This is a genomic window from Streptomyces sp. NPDC052036 (assembly GCF_040680495.1).
GTDB lineage: Bacteria > Actinomycetota > Actinomycetes > Streptomycetales > Streptomycetaceae > Streptomyces.
In genome coordinates, this window is record NZ_JBFAWW010000004.1 from 196,695 (window position 1) to 211,641 (window position 14,947).

Below are 14,947 nucleotides of genomic sequence, written 5' to 3' on the forward strand. Positions count from 1 at the left end.
AGCACGCACAGACAGGTCGACGGGGTGAGTCTCGAGCGCATCCGCACCCACCGCTGGTGGCGCGACGCAGTGATCTACCAGGTGTACGTCCGCAGCTTCCTGGACAGCACCGGCGACGGCATCGGTGATCTCGCCGGGGTCAGGGCCGGGCTGCCGTACCTGAAGAAGCTCGGCGTGGACGGGATCTGGCTGAGCCCCTTCTACCCCTCACCGCAGCACGACCACGGCTACGACGTCGCCGACTACTGCGACGTCGACCCGCTCTTCGGCGATCTCACCGAGTTCGACCGGCTGACGGCGGCCGCCCACCGGCTCGGCCTCAAGGTCCTGCTCGACGTCGTCCCCAACCACTGCTCCAGCGAGCACCCGTGGTTCCGCGAGGCGCTCGCCGCCGCCCCCGGCGGCCCGGCCCGCGCCCGCTTCCACTTCGCCGACGGCCGGGGACCGGACGGCGCACAGCCGCCCAACAACTGGCACGCCATGTTCGGCGGCCCGGCCTGGACCCGCGTCACCGAGGCGGACGGCCGCCCCGGCCAGTGGTACCTGCACATGTTCACGTCCGAGCAGCCCGACTGGAACTGGCGCACCCCCGAGGTCCCCGCCGAGTTCGACCGGGTGCTGCGCTTCTGGCTGGACCGGGGCGTCGACGGCTTCCGTATCGACGTCGCCGCCGGCCTCTTCAAGCACCCCGCACTGCCGGACTCCCCGGACCCGGAGGCCGACGCCCGCACCCGCGACTCGGTCAACCCGCTCGCCTGGAACCAGCCCGAGGTGCACGAGGTCTGGCGGCACTGGCGGGCGGTGTGCGAGGAGTACACCGCACGGGACGGCCGCGAACGCCTGCTGGTCGGCGAGGTCTCCGTGCCGACCGCCCGTGACCACGCCCGGTACGTCCGCCCGGACGAGCTGCACCAGGCGTTCTTCTTCGACCTGCTCAGCGCCCCCTGGGACCCCGACGCCTTCCGCAAGGTGATCTCGGAGGCCATGCAGGACATCGCCGGCACGGGCTCCACGGTCACCTGGGTGCTCAACAACCACGACCAGGTCCGTACGGTCACCCGCTACGGAGAACCCGCCACCGAGGGCAGCGGTCTGGGAACCGCCCGGGCGCGCGCCGCCGCACTGCTGATGCTGGCGCTGCCCGGGGCCGCGTACATCTACCAGGGGGAGGAGCTGGGCCTGCCGGAGGTCGTCGATCTGCCCGACGACGTCCTCACCGACCCGATCTTCCACCGCACCGGCAGCCGCGCCAAGATCCGCGACGGCTGCCGGGTGCCGCTGCCGTGGTCGGGGCAGGCCTCCCCGTTCGGCTTCACCTCCGGCACCGAGGGCGCCAAGCCCTGGCTGCCGCAGCCCGAGTGGTTCGCCGAGCACGCCACCGACCGGGCCCTCGCCGACACCCGCTCCTTCTGGCACCTGTACCGCGACGGTCTGCATCTGCGCTCCACGCTGCCCCAGTTGGGCGAGGGCGGGCTGCGCTGGCTGGACACACCGCCCGGCGTCCTCGGCTTCGTCCGCGGTGACGGCCTGGTCTGCGCCGTCAATTTCGGTACCGCCCCCACCCCCGCCCCCGTCTCCGGCACCCCGCTGCTGGCCAGCGGCCCCTGCCCGCCCGGTGTGCTCGCCGGCTCCGCGGCCGCCTGGTGGATCGGCGACGAGGCGCCCGGTCTCTGAACCCCTCAGTTTCCCACTCTCCGAAGGGACATCGACGATGATGCGACGACGTACCACCCTGCTCACCGGCTGCACCGCCCTGGCGCTGGCGCTCGGCGCGACGGCCTGCGGCGGCGGACCGGTCGCCGCCGGCGGCGGCGACAAGGCGCTCAGCGGCCAGACGGTCACCGTGGCCGGCGTCTGGTCGGGCAGCGAGCAGAAGAACTTCCAGAAGGTGCTGGACGCGTTCACCGAGAAGACCGGCGCCAAGACGCAGTTCGTGTCCACCGGCGACAACGTATCCACCGTCGTCGGCAGCAAGATCGAGGGTGGTAAGGCCCCCGACGTGGTGATGGTCCCGCAGGTCGGCGTGCTCCAGCAGTTCGCGAAGAAGGGCTGGCTCAAGCCCCTGTCGGCGACGGCGCGGGGGACCGTCGACGCCGACTACGCCTCCGTCTGGAAGAACTACGGCAGCGTTGACGGCACTCTCTACGGGCTGTACTTCAAGGCCGCCCACAAGTCGACTGTCTGGTACAGTCCCGACGCCCTCCACCAGGCCGGCGTCAAGGCACCGAAGACGTACGACGAGATGCTCAAGGCCGGGCACACCGTCTCCGACTCCGGGCTCGCCGCCTTCGCCGTCGCCGGACAGGACGGCTGGACGCTCACCGACTGGTTCGAGAACGTCTACCTCTCCCAGGCCGGACCCGAGAAGTACGACGCCCTCGCCGCCCACCGGCTGAAGTGGACCGACCCGAGCGTGGTCAGGGCGCTCACCACCCTCGGCAAGCTCTTCAAGGACAAGCAGCTGATCGCGGGCGGCCAGAAGGAGGCCCTGGACACCGACTTCCCGGGCTCCGTCGAGAAGGTCTTCGGACCCAAGCCCGAGGCGGGCATGGTCTACGAGGGAGACTTCGTCGCCGGGGTCGCTCATGACCAGTTCGGAAAGACGATCGGCAAGGACGCGGACTTCTTCCCGTTCCCGGCCGTCGACGGCGGCACCGCGCCGGTGGTCAGCGGCGGTGACGCGGCGGTCGTCCTCAAGGACGGCAAGAACGCCAAGGCCGGCATGCAGCTCCTGGAGTACCTGGCGACCCCTCAGGCGGCGGCCGTGTGGGCGAAGGCGGGCGGCTTCCTCTCCCCGAACAAGAAGCTCGACCTCGCCTCCTACGGCGACGACGTCACCCGCGCCACCGCCAAGTCCCTCGTCACCGCCGGGGACTCGGTTCGCTTCGACATGTCCGACCAGGCGCCCGCGGCCTTCGGCGGCACCAAGGGCACGGGCGAGTGGAAGCTGCTGCAGGACTTCCTGCGCGACCCGTCGAACCCGAAGGCGACCGCCGCGGCGCTGGAGGCCGCCGCGGCCAAGGCCTACCAGGGCTGACCGGCCATGACCGCCACCACGCTCGCGACAGAGGCGAGCCCCCCGCCCGTCGCGTCCGCCGCCCGCACGCGGCGCACGCGACGGCGCGGCCGGACCGTCGCCCTGCTGTTCGTCCTCCCCGCGCTGCTGCTGCTCGGCGCGCTCGTCGTCTACCCGGTGCTGTTCTCCGTCGGGCGGAGCTTCTTCGACGCCTCGGGCACCCGCTTCGTGGGCGGCGACAACTACACCGAGATGTTCCGCGACCCGGCGACGCTGAAGGCCGTCCGCAACACCGCGATCTGGGTCGTCGTCGCCCCGGCGCTGCTGACCGGGCTGGGCCTGATCCTGGCCGTCCTGGTCGAGAAGGTCCGCTGGGCCACGGCGTTCAAGCTGCTGCTCTTCATGCCGATGGCCGTGTCCTTCCTCGCCGCGGGCATCATCTTCCGGCTCGCCTACGACGAGGACCCGGACAAGGGCGTGCTGAACGCCGCCGTGGTCTCGGTCCACGACGCCTTCGAGGGCACCTCCTCGTACCCGAGCGCCCGCGCCCGCCAGGGGCAGGGACTGACCCTGGGCCGGGACGGCTCCTACGCCACGAGCGAGGCCGTGTCACCTGGCGCCTCGGTGACCCTCCCGATGGTCGGCGTGCTGCCCGAGGACCTGCCCCAGGGCGCCGCTCCCGCCGCTGCGGCGGCCGGGCGCCGGGCCGCCCCCGACGAACTGCGCGGAGTCGTCTACCTGGACTTCACACCCGGCGGCGGAGGACGGCAGGGCAAGGTCGACCCGCGGGAGAGCGGTCTGCCGGGGATGAAGGTCGAGGCGGTGCGGGACGGGCGGACCGTGGCGCGTACGGCGACCGCGTCCGACGGCTCCTTCCGCTTCCCGAAGCTGGCGTCCGGCACCTACACGGTGAAGCTGCCGGCGGCGAACTTCGCGCCGCCGTACCAGGGCGTCTCCTGGCTCGGGCCGGCCCTGGTCACCCCCGCGATCATCGGGGCGTACCTCTGGATCTGGACGGGCTTCGCGATGGTGCTGATCGGCGCGGGTCTGGCGACCCTGCCACGGGACGCGCTGGAGGCGGCGCGGATGGACGGGGCGAACGAGTGGCAGATCTTCCGGCGCATCACCGTGCCACTGCTCGCTCCCGTGCTGACCGTCGTCTTCGTGACCCTCGTCATCAATGTGATGAAGGTCTTCGACCTCGTCTACATCATCGCGCCCGGCCCGGTGCAGGAGGACGCGACCGTGCTCGCCACCCAGATGTGGCTGGTCTCGTTCGGCGGCGGCAACAACCAGGGCCTCGGCAGCGCGCTCGGTGTGCTGCTTCTGCTGCTGGTGATCCCAGCGATGGTGTTCAACGTCCGCCGCTTCCGAAGGAGTCAGCGATGAACGCGGTCAGGCGCGGCCTGGGCAACGGGCTGGTGCAGGCCTTCCTCGTGGTGATCGGCCTGGTCTGGCTCACCCCGCTGGCAGGGCTGTTCGTCTCGTCGCTGCGGTCGGCCGAGGACACCGCGAAGGGCGGCTGGTGGACCGCGCTGACCAGCCCGGGGCAGCTGTCCTTCGACAACTACTCGGCGCTGCTGAAGAACGCCGGGATGACCCAGGCCTTCTGGAACACGGTCCTGATCTCGGTGCCGGCGACGACACTCGTCGTGGTCATCGCGGCGCTCGCCGGATACGCCTTCGCCTGGCTGGACTTCCCCGGGCGCGAGCCGCTCTTCCTGCTGGTGGTCGCGCTGCTGGTGGTGCCGGTGCAGATCGGTCTGCTGCCGGTCGCCAAGCTCTTCGGGCAGCTGGGGCTGTTCGGCACGATTCCCGGTGTCGTTCTCTTCCATGTGGCCTACGGTCTGCCGTTCGCCGTGTTCCTGCTGCGGAACTACTTCGCCGAGATGCCGAAGGAGATGCTGGAGGCGGCGCGGATGGACGGCGGGAGCGAATGGCGCATCTTCACCCGGCTCGTGCTGCCGGTGGGGCGGCCCGCCATCGCCAGCCTCGCGATCTTCCAGTTCCTGTGGGTGTGGAACGACATGCTGGTGGCCCTGCTGTTCGCCGACAGCTCCTCCCAGCCGCTGACCGTCGAACTCCAGTCACAGATACGGCAGTTCGGCAGCAACATCGACGTGCTCGCGCCGGGCGCGTTTCTGTCCCTGATCGTGCCCGTGGTGGTGTTCTTCGCCTTCCAGCGGCACTTTGTGCAGGGGGTCATGGCGGGCTCGGTCAAGTAGCCCCGCCCCCGGAAAGGCGAACGCCGGACGGGCCGTGATGCGGCCCGTCCGGCGTTCGATCCCGTCCGTGTCTCAGGCGGACGCCGGCGGATACAGCGATCGCGGCAGTTGGGCGGCCGCCGCCGCGTCCAGCAGCCACAGCGTGCGGGACCTGCCGTAGGCGCCGGCCGCCGGAGCCTGGATCTCGCCCGCGCCCGACAGCGCGATCGCCACGGCCTGCGCCTTGTCCTCGCCGGCCGCCAGCAGCCACACCTCCCGCGCCGAGCGGATCGCCGGCAGCGTGAGGGAGACCCGGGTCGGCGGCGGCTTCGGCGCGCCGTGCACCCCGACCACCGTCCGCTCCGTCTCCCGCACCGCGGGCAGCTCCGGGAAGAGCGAGGCCACATGGGCGTCCGGACCGACGCCCAGCATCAGGACGTCGAAGGTGGGCACCGAGCCATGGTTCTCGGGACCCGCGGCCCGGGCCAGCTCCGCCGCGTACGCCTCGGCCGCCGCTTCCACGTCGGCCCCGTACGGCCCGTCGGACGCGGGCATGGCGTGCACGCGCTTCGGGTCGAGCGGGACGGCGTCGAGCAGCGCCTCGCGCGCCTGGGTGTGGTTGCGCTCCGGGTCGCCCTCCGGCAGGTAGCGCTCATCGCCCCACCACAGGTCGAGCCGGCCCCAGTCGATCGCGTCCCGGGCGGGCGCGGCGGCGAGCGCGGCGAGCAGCCCGTTTCCGTTGCGGCCGCCGGTGAGCACCACCGAGGCGGAGCCCCGTGAGGCCTGCGCGTCCACGATCTTGGTGATCAGCCGGGCCGCCGCGGCCTGGGCCATCAGCTCCTTGTCGCGGTGCACCACGAGCTGGGGAGTACTCACTTCGCCGCCGCCTTCTTCTCCGGCGCCTTCGGAGCGGTCGGCTTCGGGGCCGGCTTCGCGGGGGTCTGCCCGGGTGCCCCGGCCGCGGACTTCTCCGCCCGGGGCGCCCCGGCAGGGGCCGGTGCGGCTGGGGTGGTCAGCCGGTCCACGCCGTACCGCAGCGCCGACGCGTAGGTGTCGTCGGGGTCGAGCCGGCGCAGCTCCTCCGCGATCAGCTCGGACGTGTCGCGGCGCTTGAGCGCCACCGCCCGGTCCGGCTGACCCTCGATCGAGAGCGTGGCCAGCGCGCCGTCCGCCCGGTCCAGGGCGATCGGGCCGCAGTTGGTGTCCATTCGGACGGCCGTGAGGCCGGGGCCGGCGGACAGGGAGCGCTTGACGGGGACGTCCAGCCGGTCCGCGAGCCACATCGCGAGCAGCTCACAGCTCGGGTTGAACTCCTCGCCCTCCACCTCGACGGCCTTGACCTTGCAGGTGACCTGGTCGAGGGCGGCGGCCAGCATCGAGCGCCAGGGGGTGATGCGGGTCCACGACAGATCGGTGTCGCCGGGCGTGTAGGCGTCGGCGCGGGCGTTCAGCTCCCGCACCGGTGCCTCGGCCGTGTAGGTGTCGGTGACCCGGCGCTGGGCGAGCGCGCCCAGCGGGTCGTTGGCAGGGTCGAGCGGGGCGTTCACCGGCCACCACACGACCACGGGCGCGTCCGGCAGCAGCAGCGGCAGCACCACCGAGTCGGCGTGGTCGACCACCTCGCCGTACAGCCGCAGGACGACCGTCTCGCCGGTGCCCGCCTCGGCACCCAGCCGCACCTCGGCGTCCAGCCGCGAGGACGTGCGGTCGCGCGGGGAGCGCGACACGCGCTTGATGACCACCAGGGTCCGCGAGGGGTGTTCGCGGGACGCGTCGTTGGCGGCCCTCAGGGCGTCGTAGGCGTTCTCCTCGTCGGTGACGATGACCAGCGTGAGCACCATGCCGACGGCGGGGGTGCCGATGGCGCGGCGGCCCTCCACCAGCGCCTTGTTGATCTTGCTGGCCGTGGTGTCCGTCAGGTCTGTCTTCATGGGCGGCGCCAGCTCCGTCCGTCTCGTTCCAGCATCTTGTCGGCCTGTACGGGCCCCCAGGTGCCGGCCGGGTACTGCGCGGGCTTGCCGTGCTTGTCCCAGTACTCCTCGATCGGGTCGAGGATCTTCCAGGACAGCTCGACCTCCTCGGTGCGCGGGAACAGGTTGGAGTCGCCGAGCAGGACGTCCAGGATCAGCCGCTCGTACGCCTCCGGGCTGGACTCCGTGAACGACTCGCCGTAGGCGAAGTCCATGGACACGTCCCGGATCTCCATCGACGTGCCCGGCACCTTGGAGCCGAAGCGCACGGTGACGCCTTCGTCCGGCTGCACGCGGATGACGACCGCGTTCTGCCCGAGTTCCTCGGTGGCGGTGGTGTCGAAGGGGGAGTGCGGGGCGCGCTGGAAGACCACCGCGATCTCGGTGACCCGGCGGCCGAGCCGCTTGCCGGTGCGCAGATAGAAGGGGACGCCCGCCCAGCGGCGGTTGTCGATCCCCAGCTTCACCGCGGCGTAGGTGTCGGTCTTCGACTGTGGGTCGATGCCCTCCTCCTGGAGGTAGCCGGTGACCTTCTCGCCGCCCTGCCAGCCGGCCGCGTACTGGGCGAACACGGTGTCGCGGCCCAGGTCCTTGGGCAGCCGGACGGCCCCGAGCACCTTGGTCTTCTCGGCCGCGAGCGCGTCCGCGCCGAAGGAGGAGGGCTCCTCCATGGCCGTCAGCGCCATCAGCTGGAGCAGGTGGTTCTGGATGACGTCACGGGCGGCGCCGATGCCGTCGTAGTAGCCGGCCCGGCCGCCGATGCCGATGTCCTCGGCCATGGTGATCTGCACATGGTCCACGAAGGACCGGTTCCAGACCGGCTCGAACAGCTGGTTGGCGAAGCGCAGCGCCAGGATGTTCTGGACGGTCTCCTTGCCCAGGTAGTGGTCGATGCGGAAGACCTGGTCCGGGGCGAAGACCTCGTGCACGATCGCGTTGAGCTCCTCGGCCGACTTCAGGTCGTGGCCGAAGGGCTTCTCGATGACCGCCCGGCGCCAGGAGTCCTCCGTCTGGTCGGCCAGGCCGTGCTTCTTCAGCTGCTGGATGACCACCGGGAAGGAGCGCGGCGGCACCGAGAGATAGAAGGCGAAGTTGCCTCCCGTGCCCTGTGCCTTGTCGAGCTCGTCGATGGTGGCGCGCAGCCGCTCGAAGGCGTCGTCGTCGTCGAAGGTGCCCTGGACGAAGCGCATGCCCTGGATGAGCTGCTGCCAGACCTCCTCGCGGAAGGGGGTGCGGGCATGCTCCTTGACCGCGTCGTGGACCTCTTTCGCGAAGTCCTCGTCCTGCCATTCGCGGCGGGCGAAGCCGACGAGCGAGAAGCCCGGCGGCAGCAGGCCGCGGTTGGCCAGGTCGTAAACGGCAGGCATCAGCTTTTTACGTGACAAATCGCCCGTAACGCCAAAGATGACCAGGCCCGACGGCCCCGCGATACGCGGGAGCCGTCGGTCCGCGGCGTCACGAAGCGGGTTCGCTCCGTGTACGGATGTCAAGGTGTCAGCCCTCCGAGGGGGCGAGGCGCTTGAGTTCCGCCTCGGTCGACTTCAGGAGGTCGATCCAGGACGACTCGAACTTCTCGACGCCCTCGTCCTCCAGGAGCTGGACCACATCGTCGTACGAGATCCCGAGCTTCTCGACGGCGTCCAGGTCGGCGCGCGCCTGCTCGTAGGTGCCGGCGATGGTGTTGCCGGTGATCGCGCCGTGGTCCTCGGTGGCCACCAGGGTGGCCTCCGGCATGGTGTTCACCGTGTTCGGCGCCACCAGGTCCTCGACATACATGGTGTCCTTGTACGCCGGGTCCTTGACGCCCGTGGACGCCCACAGCGGGCGCTGCTTGTTGGCGTGCGCCTTGTCCAGGGCGAGCCAGCGGTCGCTGCTGAACACCTCCTCGTAGGCCTCGTAGGCGAGGCGGGCGTTGGCGATGGCCGCCTTGCCGCGCAGCGCCTTGGCCTCGGGGGTGCCGAGTGCGTCGATCCGCTTGTCGATCTCGGTGTCCACCCGGGACACGAAGAAGGACGCCACCGAGTGGATCTTGGACAGGTCCAGGCCGCGCTCCTTGGCCTTCTCCAGGCCGGTCAGGTAGGCGTCCATGACCTTGCGGTAGCGGTCCAGCGAGAAGATCAGCGTGACGTTGACGCTGATGCCGTTGGCGATCGTCTCGGCGATCGCCGGGATACCCGCCTCGGTGGCCGGGATCTTGATGAGCGTGTTCGGCCGGTCGACCAGCCAGGCCAGCTGCCTGGCCTCGGCGACGGTGGCCCGGGTGTTGTGCGCCAGACGCGGGTCGACCTCGATCGACACGCGGCCGTCCTGGCCCTGCGTGGCGTCGAACACCGGACGCAGGATGTCGGCGGCGTCACGGACGTCCGCCGTGGTGATCATGCGGATCGCCTCTTCGACCGTGACCTTGCGGGCGGCGAGATCGGCGAGCTGCTGCTCGTAACCGTCGCCCGACGAGATCGCCTTCTGGAAGATCGTCGGGTTGGTGGTGACGCCCACGACGTGCTGCTGGTCGATCAGTTCGGCGAGGTTGCCGGACGTGATCCGCTTGCGCGACAGGTCGTCCAGCCAGATCGCGACGCCCTCCTCGGAGAGGCGCTTGAGTGCGTCTGTCATGGAAAATGCATCTCCTACGTGTCGTGTATCAGCGTCAGCGCTGGGCTGCGGCGATCGATTCCCGGGCGGCGGATGCGACGTTCTCGGCAGTGAAGCCGAACTCACGGAAAAGCACCTTGCCGTCGGCCGAAGCGCCGAAGTGCTCCAGGGAAACGATGCGGCCCGCGTCCCCGACGAACCGGTGCCAGGTGAGGCCGATCCCGGCCTCGACCGCGACCCGAGCCTTCACCGACGGCGGCAGGACGCTGTCCCGGTACCCCTGGTCCTGCTCCTCGAACCACTCCACCGACGGCATCGACACGACCCGGGTCGGGACGCCCTCGGTCTGGAGCTGCTCCCGGGCCTCGACGGCGAGGTGCACCTCGGAGCCGGTGGCGATCAGGATCACCTGCGGCTCTGCGTTCTGCCCTTCGGACCCTTCCGCCTCGAACATCACATAACCGCCGCGGACGGTGTCTTCGTTGGGCTCGTACGTCGGCACGCCCTGACGAGTCAGCGCCAGACCGTGCGGAGCGCCCTTGCCGAACTCCTTGGTCCAGCGCCGCTGGATCTCGCGCCAGGCGATCGCGGTCTCGTTGGCGTCGGCCGGGCGGACGACGTTCAGGCCCGGGATGGCGCGCAGGCTGGCCAGGTGCTCGACGGGCTGGTGGGTCGGGCCGTCCTCGCCCAGACCGATGGAGTCGTGCGTCCACACGTACGTCACCGGCAGGTGCATCAGGGCCGACAGACGCACGGCGTTGCGCATGTAGTCGGAGAACACCAGGAAGGTGCCGCCGTAGACGCGGGTGTTGCCGTGCAGCGTGATGCCGTTCATCTCCGCGGCCATGGAGTGCTCGCGGATGCCGAAGTGGATCGTGCGCCCGTACGGGTTCGCCCCCGGCAGCGGGTTGTCCGCCGGCAGGAACGAGCTGTTCTTGTCGATGGTGGTGTTGTTCGAGCCGGCCAGGTCGGCCGAGCCGCCCCACAGCTCGGGCACCACCGCGCCGAGGGCCTGCAGCACCTTGCCGGAGGCGGCACGGGTGGCCACCGCCTTGCCCGTCTCGAAGACCGGCAGCTGCTCCTCCCAGCCGAGGGGGAGCTCGCCCTTGCTGATGCGGTCGAACTCGGCGGCGCGCTCCGGGCTGCCGGCCCGCCACTCCTCGAAGGTCTTCTCCCACTCGGCCTTGGCCTCACGCCCGCGCTCCAGCGCCTTACGGGTGTGCGCCAGGACCTCGTCGGTGACCTCGAAGGTCTTCTCCGGGTCGAAGCCGAGGACGCGCTTGGTGGCCGCGACCTCCTCCTCGCCCAGCGCCGAGCCGTGCGCGGCCTCGGTGTTCTGGGCGTGCGGGGCGGGCCAGGCGATGATCGAGCGCATCGCGATGAAGGACGGCCGGTCGGTGACCTTCTTGGCCTCCTCGATCGCGTCGTAGAGCGCGTGCGGGTCCAGGTCGCCGTCCGGCTTCGGCGCCACGCGCTGCACGTGCCAGCCGTAGGCCTCGTAACGCTTGACCGTGTCCTCGGAGACCGCGGTCTCGGTGTCGCCCTCGATCGAGATGTGGTTGTCGTCCCACAGCAGGATCAGGTTGCCGAGCCTCTGGTGACCGGCCAGCGAGGACGCCTCCGCGGAGATGCCCTCCTGCAGACAGCCGTCACCGGCGATGCAGTAGATGAAGTGGTCGAAGGGCGAAGCGCCCTGCGCGGCGTCCGGGTCGAACAGGCCACGCTCGTACCGGGAGGCCATCGCCATGCCCACCGCGTTGGCGACACCCTGGCCCAGCGGGCCGGTCGTCGTCTCCACACCTGTGGTGTGCCCGTACTCCGGGTGGCCGGGGGTCTTCGAACCCCAGGTGCGGAACGACTTCAGATCGTCCAGCTCCAGACCGAAACCGGCCAGGTAGAGCTGGGTGTAGAGGGTCAGGGACGAGTGACCGGCGGACAGTACGAAGCGGTCGCGCCCCACCCAGTCGGCGTCCGCCGGGTCATGGCGCATCACCTTCTGGAAGAGGGTGTAGGCGGCCGGAGCCAGGCTCATCGCCGTACCCGGATGGCCGTTGCCGACCTTCTGTACGGCATCGGCGGCCAGGACGCGGGCGGTGTCCACGGCCCGCTGGTCCAACTCGGTCCACTCGAGGTCTGTGGTGGTCGGCTTGGTGCTCACCCTGAGTCAGGGCTCCTCTCCACATGTCGAATGCCGGTGCACTTGGCGCCCACCGGCCGCTGCTGAGCCTACCCCTGTGTGTACGTGCGTCTTTTCGAGTCATTCCAGACTGCCGGGAGTCGCTCCGATCCGCCTCCCGACCGGCCGGAACGGTATTCGACACATGAATACGGAGCCGCTCATCCGACTGCTCAATCGAGCGGTCCGCGGCTCGTGTATTTCCGCCGTTCCCTTGTCATTCCGTCCGCTCAATGGAGGGATACCGCCGCTCACCCGGGTACCGGGCGGCGGCCCCAACACGACCGACCCCCGCGAAGGGCGCGCTGGGGGCAACGTCTAAAGTTGCGTGGGTACGCGCGAGCCTTTACCGCAAGTTCACAGCCCGGGCTCGCTGGGATGTCTCTGTCAGGGGTGTACGTGACGGCCGTCGAATCCCGTCCGCCGGGAGTGCTCGGGACGAGCAGCAGCCGGGGCCAGCGGCCGTTTGGGGCCCGTGTCAAGGCGTTCGTGGCGCTGACCAAGCCGCGGATCATCGAACTACTGCTGATCACCACCGTTCCGGTGATGTTCTTGGCCCAGCAGGGCGTGCCGAGCCTGAGACTGGTGGTGCTCACCTGCCTCGGGGGCTACCTCTCCGCGGGCGGCGCCAACGCGCTGAACATGTACATCGACCGCGACATCGACGCGCTCATGGAGCGCACGTCGCAGCGTCCGCTGGTCACCGGCATGGTCAGCCCCCGTGAGTGCCTCGCCTTCGGCATCTCGCTGGCGGTCGTCTCGACGCTGCTGTTCGGATTTACGGTCAACTGGCTGTCCGCCTGGCTGTCGCTCGGAGCGCTGCTCTTCTACGTCGTCGTCTACACGATGATCCTCAAACGACGTACGTCGCAGAACATCGTGTGGGGTGGCATCGCCGGCTGCCTCCCGGTCCTCATCGGCTGGTCCTCCGTCACCGACTCCCTGTCGTGGGCGCCGGTCATCCTCTTCCTCGTCATGTTCTTCTGGACGCCGCCGCACTACTGGCCGCTGTCCATGAAGGTCAAGGAGGACTACGCGCGCGTGGGCGTGCCGATGCTGCCGGTCATCGCCTCCAACAAGGTGGTCGCCCGGCAGATCGTGATCTACAGCTGGGTGATGGTCGCGGTCTCGCTGCTGCTCACCCCGCTCGGCTACACGGGATGGTTCTACACGGTGGTCGCCCTCGCGGCCGGCGGCTGGTGGCTGTGGGAGGCGCACGCGCTGCAGAACCGCGCGAAGGCGGAGTCGACCGGCGGGAAGCTGAAGGAGATGCGCCTCTTCCACTGGAGCATCACCTATGTCTCGCTGCTGTTCGTCGCGGTGGCCGTGGACCCGTTCCTGCGCTGACTGCCTCTGCGGACAACTGACGGGAGGGGCGTGGTCAAGGCCACGCACCCCTCCCGTCGCCGTTTGTTCTACTCGTCGGTAGCATCCTGGCCATGGCAGACGACACGCAGCAGGTTGACGAGGGCACCGACGCCAAGCAGGCCGCCAAGGCCGAGCGCCGGGCAGCCCGGCTCGCCAAGGAGATCGACGCCTTCGCCAAGGCGCACGGCGGCGCCGAGGGCCAGGTGGCGTACATCGGGGAGCGCGGCGCCCGGATCGTGCTCGTCGGCGAGGACGGCGGTTGGGGTGACCTCGTCGCACCTACGTACGACATCGCCGAGAAGGCGGTGCAGAAGGCGGGAATCACCGTCCACGAGGCCTTCGACGGCGAGTTCGCGGCCAAGGTCAGGACCGGTCCGTACGAGTGGACGCGGATGGCGGGGATCCAGCTGGGCGGCAAGCACACCGCCTGAGAGCAACACCTCACGCCGGTTCACCCGTTAGGACCTTCGGAGACACGGTCCAGTCGCGGGGAGTCCGGATGATCGAAACGCCGTCCCTGGTGGACCAGTACTGCCACGGAGTGCTCCGTACGGAGCTGGGCCTCGGCACGTTCGAGGCCCACCTGGCCCGTACCGAGGGCCCGCCGGCCGCGGGCACCACCCTCTTCGACACCCAGACCGGTTTCGCCGTACGCCGCTGGTGTCCGCCGCTGCTCGGTCTGGAGCCGCACTGCCTGCCCGCCCGCTATCTCGCCCGGCGCCGCGAACTCGGCGTCCTGGAGGCGGACCGCAGACTGCTGCGGGGCAGCGGCATCACCACCTATCTCGTCGACACCGGGCTGCCCGGCGATCTGACCGGGCCGTCCGAGATGGCCACCGCGGGCGACGCCGAGGCCCACGAGATCGTCCGCCTGGAGCTGCTCGCCGAACAGGTGGCCGACACCTCCGGCACGGTCGAGGCGTTCCTCGCCAATCTGGCCGAGTCGATCCACGGGGCGGCGGCCCACGCGGTGGCGTTCACGTCCCTGGCGGGCGTACGGCACGGTCTGGCGCTCGCGCCGGAGCCGCCGGGGCCGGGGGAGGTGCGGGGCGCGGCGGGCCGCTGGCTCGCCGGGCGCCGGGTGGGCGGCGCCCTGTCGGACCCGGTGCTGCTCCGCCATCTGCTGTGGAGCGCGGTGGCCTCGGGCCGCCCCCTCCAGCTCCACGCGGGCCTCGGCGAACCGGGGCTGCGTATCGACCGCACCGACCCGGTGCTGCTCACCGACTTCGTGCGCGCCACGGCCGGGCTCGGCACGGACCTGGTGCTGCTGCACGGCTATCCGTACCACCGGCACGCGGCGCATCTGGCGGGGGTGTTCCCGCATGTCTACGCGGACCTGGGCGCGGTGCTCGCCCGCACGGGCGCCCGGGCCGCCGCAGTCCTGGCCGAACTCCTGGAACTGGCCCCCTTCGGCAAGCTCCTCTTCTCCAGCGGCGCCCACGGCCTGCCCGAGCTGCATGTGATCGGCGCCCGCCTGTTCCGGGAGGCGCTCTCCCGGGTGCTGGGCGGCTGGGTCGCCGAGGGCGCCTGGTCGCTGGAGGACGCGCAGCGGGTGGCGGGGATGATCGCCGCCGGGAACGCACGGCGGGTGTACGGGCTGACGTGACCGTACGTCCGCCGT

12 protein-coding genes are annotated in these 14,947 nt (G+C 70.5%); 7 read left to right on the top strand and 5 right to left on the bottom strand.

Annotated features, from left to right (window positions below; genetic code table 11):
• Nucleotides 1–39 precede the first annotated feature (39 nt).
• The 4 genes from AB0L95_RS09145 to AB0L95_RS09160 are packed head-to-tail and all read left to right on the top strand — an operon-like array spanning nt 40 to nt 5,241.
• Complete coding sequence (locus AB0L95_RS09145; RefSeq protein ID WP_365159642.1) at nt 40–1,674, top strand: glycoside hydrolase family 13 protein; 1,635 nt, start codon at nt 40–42, stop codon at nt 1,672–1,674.
• 37 nt (nt 1,675–1,711) lie between these two features.
• On the top strand, nt 1,712–3,037 hold the full coding sequence (locus tag AB0L95_RS09150; protein WP_365159232.1) for an ABC transporter substrate-binding protein: 1,326 nt from the start codon (nt 1,712–1,714) through the stop codon (nt 3,035–3,037).
• Nucleotides 3,038–3,043: 6 nt separating this feature from the next.
• Complete coding sequence (locus tag AB0L95_RS09155) at nt 3,044–4,405, top strand: ABC transporter permease subunit (RefSeq protein WP_365159235.1); 1,362 nt, start codon at nt 3,044–3,046, stop codon at nt 4,403–4,405.
• On the top strand, nt 4,402–5,241 hold the full coding sequence (locus AB0L95_RS09160) for a carbohydrate ABC transporter permease (protein WP_365159237.1): 840 nt from the start codon (nt 4,402–4,404) through the stop codon (nt 5,239–5,241). Before AB0L95_RS09155 ends, AB0L95_RS09160 begins: the two co-directional genes overlap by 4 nt.
• Before the next feature lie 72 nt (nt 5,242–5,313).
• On the opposite strand, the gene pgl is transcribed toward AB0L95_RS09160, so the two are convergent.
• From pgl to tkt, 5 genes are read right to left on the bottom strand one after another with little or no spacing between them, the layout of a single operon-like run.
• Nucleotides 5,314–6,096 carry a 6-phosphogluconolactonase gene (gene pgl, locus AB0L95_RS09165; RefSeq protein WP_365159240.1) on the bottom strand — a complete coding sequence of 261 codons (783 nt, stop codon included), beginning with the start codon at nt 6,094–6,096 and terminating at the stop codon, nt 5,314–5,316.
• Complete coding sequence (gene opcA, locus AB0L95_RS09170; protein WP_365159243.1) at nt 6,093–7,151, bottom strand: glucose-6-phosphate dehydrogenase assembly protein OpcA; 1,059 nt, start codon at nt 7,149–7,151, stop codon at nt 6,093–6,095. Before opcA ends, pgl begins: the two co-directional genes overlap by 4 nt.
• Nucleotides 7,148–8,680 carry a glucose-6-phosphate dehydrogenase gene (zwf, locus tag AB0L95_RS09175; RefSeq protein WP_365159246.1) on the bottom strand — a complete coding sequence of 511 codons (1,533 nt, stop codon included), beginning with the start codon at nt 8,678–8,680 and terminating at the stop codon, nt 7,148–7,150. The genes opcA and zwf overlap by 4 nt, the downstream gene beginning before the upstream one ends.
• Nucleotides 8,681–8,684: 4 nt before the next feature.
• Complete coding sequence (tal, locus tag AB0L95_RS09180) at nt 8,685–9,803, bottom strand: transaldolase (protein WP_365159249.1); 1,119 nt, start codon at nt 9,801–9,803, stop codon at nt 8,685–8,687.
• A gap of 34 nt (nt 9,804–9,837) precedes the next feature.
• On the bottom strand, nt 9,838–11,940 hold the full coding sequence (tkt, locus tag AB0L95_RS09185; protein WP_365159252.1) for a transketolase: 2,103 nt from the start codon (nt 11,938–11,940) through the stop codon (nt 9,838–9,840).
• A gap of 411 nt (nt 11,941–12,351) precedes the next feature.
• Between tkt and AB0L95_RS09190 the strand changes: the two genes are divergently transcribed.
• The 3 genes from AB0L95_RS09190 (at nt 12,352) to AB0L95_RS09200 (ending at nt 14,932) form a co-directional block, all read left to right on the top strand.
• The gene (locus AB0L95_RS09190) at nt 12,352–13,305 is read left to right on the top strand and encodes a heme o synthase (protein WP_365159645.1); all 954 of its coding nucleotides are present in this window, start codon (nt 12,352–12,354) and stop codon (nt 13,303–13,305) included.
• A gap of 92 nt (nt 13,306–13,397) precedes the next feature.
• Entirely contained in the window at nt 13,398–13,757 is a 360-nt protein-coding gene (locus AB0L95_RS09195; RefSeq protein WP_365159255.1) for a hypothetical protein, read from the top strand.
• Between the two features lie 68 nt (nt 13,758–13,825).
• Nucleotides 13,826–14,932 carry an amidohydrolase family protein gene (locus tag AB0L95_RS09200; RefSeq protein ID WP_365159258.1) on the top strand — a complete coding sequence of 369 codons (1,107 nt, stop codon included), beginning with the start codon at nt 13,826–13,828 and terminating at the stop codon, nt 14,930–14,932.
• The last annotated feature ends 15 nt before the right edge of the window (nt 14,933–14,947 follow it).

What these genes read in the sequence shown, in the direction of transcription:
- AB0L95_RS09150 (WP_365159232.1), top strand. Translation starts at nt 1,712, where the DNA reads ATGATGCGACGACGTACCACCCTGCTCACCGGCTGCACCGCCCTGGCG.
- AB0L95_RS09155 (WP_365159235.1), top strand. Translation starts at nt 3,044, where the DNA reads ATGACCGCCACCACGCTCGCGACAGAGGCGAGCCCCCCGCCCGTCGCG.
- AB0L95_RS09160 (WP_365159237.1), top strand. Translation starts at nt 4,402, where the DNA reads ATGAACGCGGTCAGGCGCGGCCTGGGCAACGGGCTGGTGCAGGCCTTC.
- opcA (WP_365159243.1), bottom strand. Translation starts at nt 7,151, where the DNA reads ATGAAGACAGACCTGACGGACACCACGGCCAGCAAGATCAACAAGGCG.
- tal (WP_365159249.1), bottom strand. Translation starts at nt 9,803, where the DNA reads ATGACAGACGCACTCAAGCGCCTCTCCGAGGAGGGCGTCGCGATCTGG.
- AB0L95_RS09195 (WP_365159255.1), top strand. Translation starts at nt 13,398, where the DNA reads ATGGCAGACGACACGCAGCAGGTTGACGAGGGCACCGACGCCAAGCAG.
- AB0L95_RS09200 (WP_365159258.1), top strand. Translation starts at nt 13,826, where the DNA reads ATGATCGAAACGCCGTCCCTGGTGGACCAGTACTGCCACGGAGTGCTC.